Source organism: Nostoc sp. CHAB 5715, from assembly GCF_020829685.1.
Taxonomy (GTDB): Bacteria; Cyanobacteriota; Cyanobacteriia; order Cyanobacteriales; family Nostocaceae; genus Nostoc.
This window is the reverse complement of sequence record NZ_JAIVFR010000761.1, coordinates 1-3,738: the sequence shown is the minus strand read 5'-3', so window position 1 is coordinate 3,738 and position 3,738 is coordinate 1. Positions and strand designations below refer to the sequence as shown.

Annotated in this window: 2 protein-coding genes and 2 pseudogenes; all 4 read left to right on the top strand. The window is 44.4% G+C overall.

Annotation, left to right across the window (positions count from 1 at the left end; all coding sequences use genetic code 11):
• Positions 1–424: pseudogene (locus LC574_RS30755) on the top strand (hypothetical protein); the annotation flags it as partial.
• A 310-nt stretch (positions 425–734) separates the two neighbouring features.
• Positions 735–1,853: a hypothetical protein gene (locus LC574_RS30750; protein WP_179075923.1), complete on the top strand. Its 1,119-nt coding sequence runs from the start codon at positions 735–737 to the stop codon at positions 1,851–1,853.
• A gap of 547 nt (positions 1,854–2,400) precedes the next feature.
• Positions 2,401–3,132: a hypothetical protein gene (locus LC574_RS30745; RefSeq protein WP_229457378.1), complete on the top strand. Its 732-nt coding sequence runs from the start codon at positions 2,401–2,403 to the stop codon at positions 3,130–3,132.
• A gap of 17 nt (positions 3,133–3,149) precedes the next feature.
• Positions 3,150–3,738, top strand: a pseudogene (locus tag LC574_RS30740) (hypothetical protein); the annotation flags it as partial.

The following is a 3,738-nucleotide window of genomic DNA, read 5'->3' as shown; positions in this document are numbered from 1 at the left end:
TGAAGACCTTGGTAAATACGCTACTAGAACAGTTGCCACAGAGATTGCTAATCAGGCTACTTTGAGCCAAGCAGCCCAAAGTCAAATGGCTCAAATTAAGCAAGCTACTCAACAAGATACTCAAGAAAGCGTCAGCTTGGGTGAGGAGTCCCAAAGTTTAGATGTCACCCAACAGATTTTGCAAAACCTATCCCAACAGACTGCCCTTAGCAGTCGCGTCAACGAGCGAATGCTTATTGAAGCCCAGCAAGCACGCATTGACAGGGCATTGAGTAACACCTTAACCGCTCAAACAGCCAAGGAACTTTCAGCCATCAATACTGCCGATCGGCGTAAGAGTGTTGCCGCCGGTAATGCTGCCACTCGACAGGCGGGGTTATTGATCATGCCTGGTGGCATTACCCTTGGTTCTGACAAGCAGTAGCTAGCAATTGGAATATTAGAGCTAGTACCGCCGTGAAGTCCAAAGTCAAAAAGCTAATTAATCAACCTTTTTAGCTATTTTGTAGCAAGTTTTAAGAGTAGGGATATGGTTGGTCTATTTATGCCGTGCTGTACTAGCTCTAAGTAATTAATTAGACATTGTAAATCAATTACAACTTACGTAAAACCTTTCACTTCCTCGTATCTTCCCTTCTCTACGAGAGGCTGCGCCAATGGGACGATCCGCAAACTTATTCCTTATCCGTAAGTCCTGTCAATTTTAGCTGCGATCGCTAACGCTTTCGACACTCATGATCCACATTATTGCTCAATCATTTCCAGTAACAGGCGGAGAATCCGATGCCCTAGAAATTATCTCCAGTTCTTTAGAACTTTCTCGCGCCACAGTTGAGTCGTGGAATACCGTCTGGCTAGTTACTTTAGATCCGCTCGGTTCAGCATTATGGATTGGCTTGATTAAATTGGGCATCACCTTGGGAGCCGCCAGCATCTTATTTGTGGCGCTGACCACTGGCAAAGAAATCATTGAAAAGCAATCATGGTCAGAACTGGCATCAATCTTTGTTTGGCCCATCGTGATTATGATTTTCTTGGGGGCCAACGGTAATATGCTGGCGAAGACAATTACTGTTATCCGAGGCTTCGCTTACAACCAAGTGCAAAGCGTTCTTCAGCTTCAAGTTGGTGAACTAACATTTCGAGATGCTATTACCAATGTGGCAATTAGCAGTATCGCTAGACAACAGCTAGAAAACCTCTATAGCGAATGTCAAGGAAAAGTCGGTACAGAGTTAGTTGAGTGCTGGAACTCAAAGCAAGCCCAGGCACAGGCAATTGTTACCAAAGCTGAAGAGCAAGCTAAATCTCCACTCCAACCACTACGAGATTTTGGTAGTTTTCTCTGGAATAGAACTTTGCCTGGTCAAATTGGTACTGCTGTTCAGTTTGCCAATGATCCAGGTAGTGTGTTTCGAGATACTGCCATCCCCATTATTCGCTTTATCCTGTATGCCCTGCAATGGGGCTTTGTAAACATCTTGGAAGCTGCTCTGTTGCTGACGGCATTATTTGCACCGATCGCAGTTGGTTTATCTTTACTGCCATTACAAGGTCGTCCTATTTGGGCGTGGCTGACAGGGTTTATTTCCTTGTTTGGTGTTCAACTTGGTTACAACATTTTAGTAGGTCTAGCAGCCGTCGTGCTGGTGAAGTCGGGTGCTGAATTAGCATCTGATGTAGCATTTTTATGTTTCCTGAGCATCTTTGCACCAGTTTTGGCGGTATTGATAGCTGGAGGTGGGGGAATGGCAATCTATAACGGCATTTCTGCCAATGTCAAAGGCTTAATCGATATTTTTAGCAGTGCTATTGGAACTGCAACCAGTATTGCTCTACTCCGTAGGGGGTAATAAGTAATCGGACAGAAATATTTACACATTAGGTTTTAGGCTACATAAGGGTTTCAGGTCGAAATTTGTGTAATTAATTTTGTCTTACTACTTACCAATTTTGGATTTTGCGGAAAGTCTAAGTCTGTAGCAAGATCCCGCAGGGTGCGCCGACTTCCGCCTCTCCGTTAGCTCAGCGTAAAGCCTGCGGCATAGCAACTCTTAGAGACGCTACGCGTAGCTTGTTTCTCCGCAGGGGTACGCTTAGAGTGACGGAGGAGCGTCACTTTTCAAGACAGTCAATCACGGGAAAATCCCACAATCAATGGATGAAAATCCTTATTCCCCTATTCCCTATTCCCTATTTTCAAGCTAGATGGTCATGTGATGAATCACACAACGAGGGCATGAAAATTAACTTACCCTCATCCCCAGTCCCCAATCCCCAATCCCCAATCCCCAGTCCCTATTTTCAAGACAGGCATCAGAACTTTCCAAGACGAATTAAAAACCTTTAACACAAGGCTGTTCCAGGATTTTCAAACAATACTACTTATGCCAATTTGGTATGACTCTGCAAATTAAACGACTTCAAGCTCCATTACTTCCAGAAGCCAAAAACCTCCTAGCTGTTTGCTTTATCTGCCTAACTGCATTTAACGGTCTGATATTTTTGTTGACTCTATTCACCGCTTTCAGGGTCAATAAAATTGCCGATCGCAAGACGACCTTTGCCCAGTTGGTAAATGGCGAGACAATCTACATTTCCGAGCAAGACCGCAACTGGCGCTATCCAGCTGTAATTCAAAAGGTAGTTAGTGACTGGACAACTCTAACATTTAACTGGGATGACAAACTCACTGGCACTAATCAACCAGACCAAGGCATTCAAGTTGGTAGAAATGGGCGGATTCCCACAAATACTTGGTTTGCTTCCCTGCTGCTAGAACCGGAATTTGCCAAAGCTTCTCTACCGAAGATCGCCGAATTAGTTCCTACTAGCTTCTTTTCAGGTCAGCTGCGTAGCACCACTATTATTTCCTATTTGTCAGAACCGAGAGCAGTACGACCTGGGGAATGGGAAATAGACATGATTGCTACCCGTATCTTAGTTGACCGCACTACTGGTAGAGATGAGCGGATTTCTTTTAACCGCACCTTTACCGTCCAAGCAGTGGAGATTCCCCGATCTCCTTTAGGTAAAGATGCCCCCCTGGTAGAACAGAAAATTTATGAAGTGCGATCGTCTGGACTGCAAATTACCAAGATGGTTGAGTTCAATTCTCAGCAACGACGCTAAAGGAAAAAGGTAGAATTATGAGCAATTCAAATCAAAACCATGAATTTGACTACCTAAATGAAAACTCTGGTGATTCTTCGCCGGAATTCAACAGTACTAACGGCAATCATCGCTCTAACCAAGCCACTTTGGTTGCTGATGATAATATCAGCCCTGAAGAGGAGCAGTTGTTGGCAGGTTATAACCCTAGCGCAAGTCACCTCATTTCCGAAGAATATCGCTTGAAACAAGATGCAGAAGGAGCAGTAGAGCGATCGTTAGCAGAAAAACCTAGTGTTCGACTAGGTTCAGTAGTTGCCTTAGTGGGAATCGTTATTGGCTCTGTAGCACTGATCTGGTTTGGATTTCTCCAACCGAAACCTCCTGTCAAACAAGTAGTCCAAACCCCTACTACATCTCCAAAAGGTGAACCAGTTTTGGATGAATCTGCCGAACTGAAAAGCAGATTAGCGTTTCAAGACCAACGGCAACAACTTAAAGTGGAACCTGTTGCTGCTAAATCCCCAAGTCCAACCCTACAAAATAAACCCAAACCAACGCCATCTCAACCTCAAAGTACAGCACCTCAGACTTTTTCACCGCGCACAACTCCTTCTGCATCTTGTT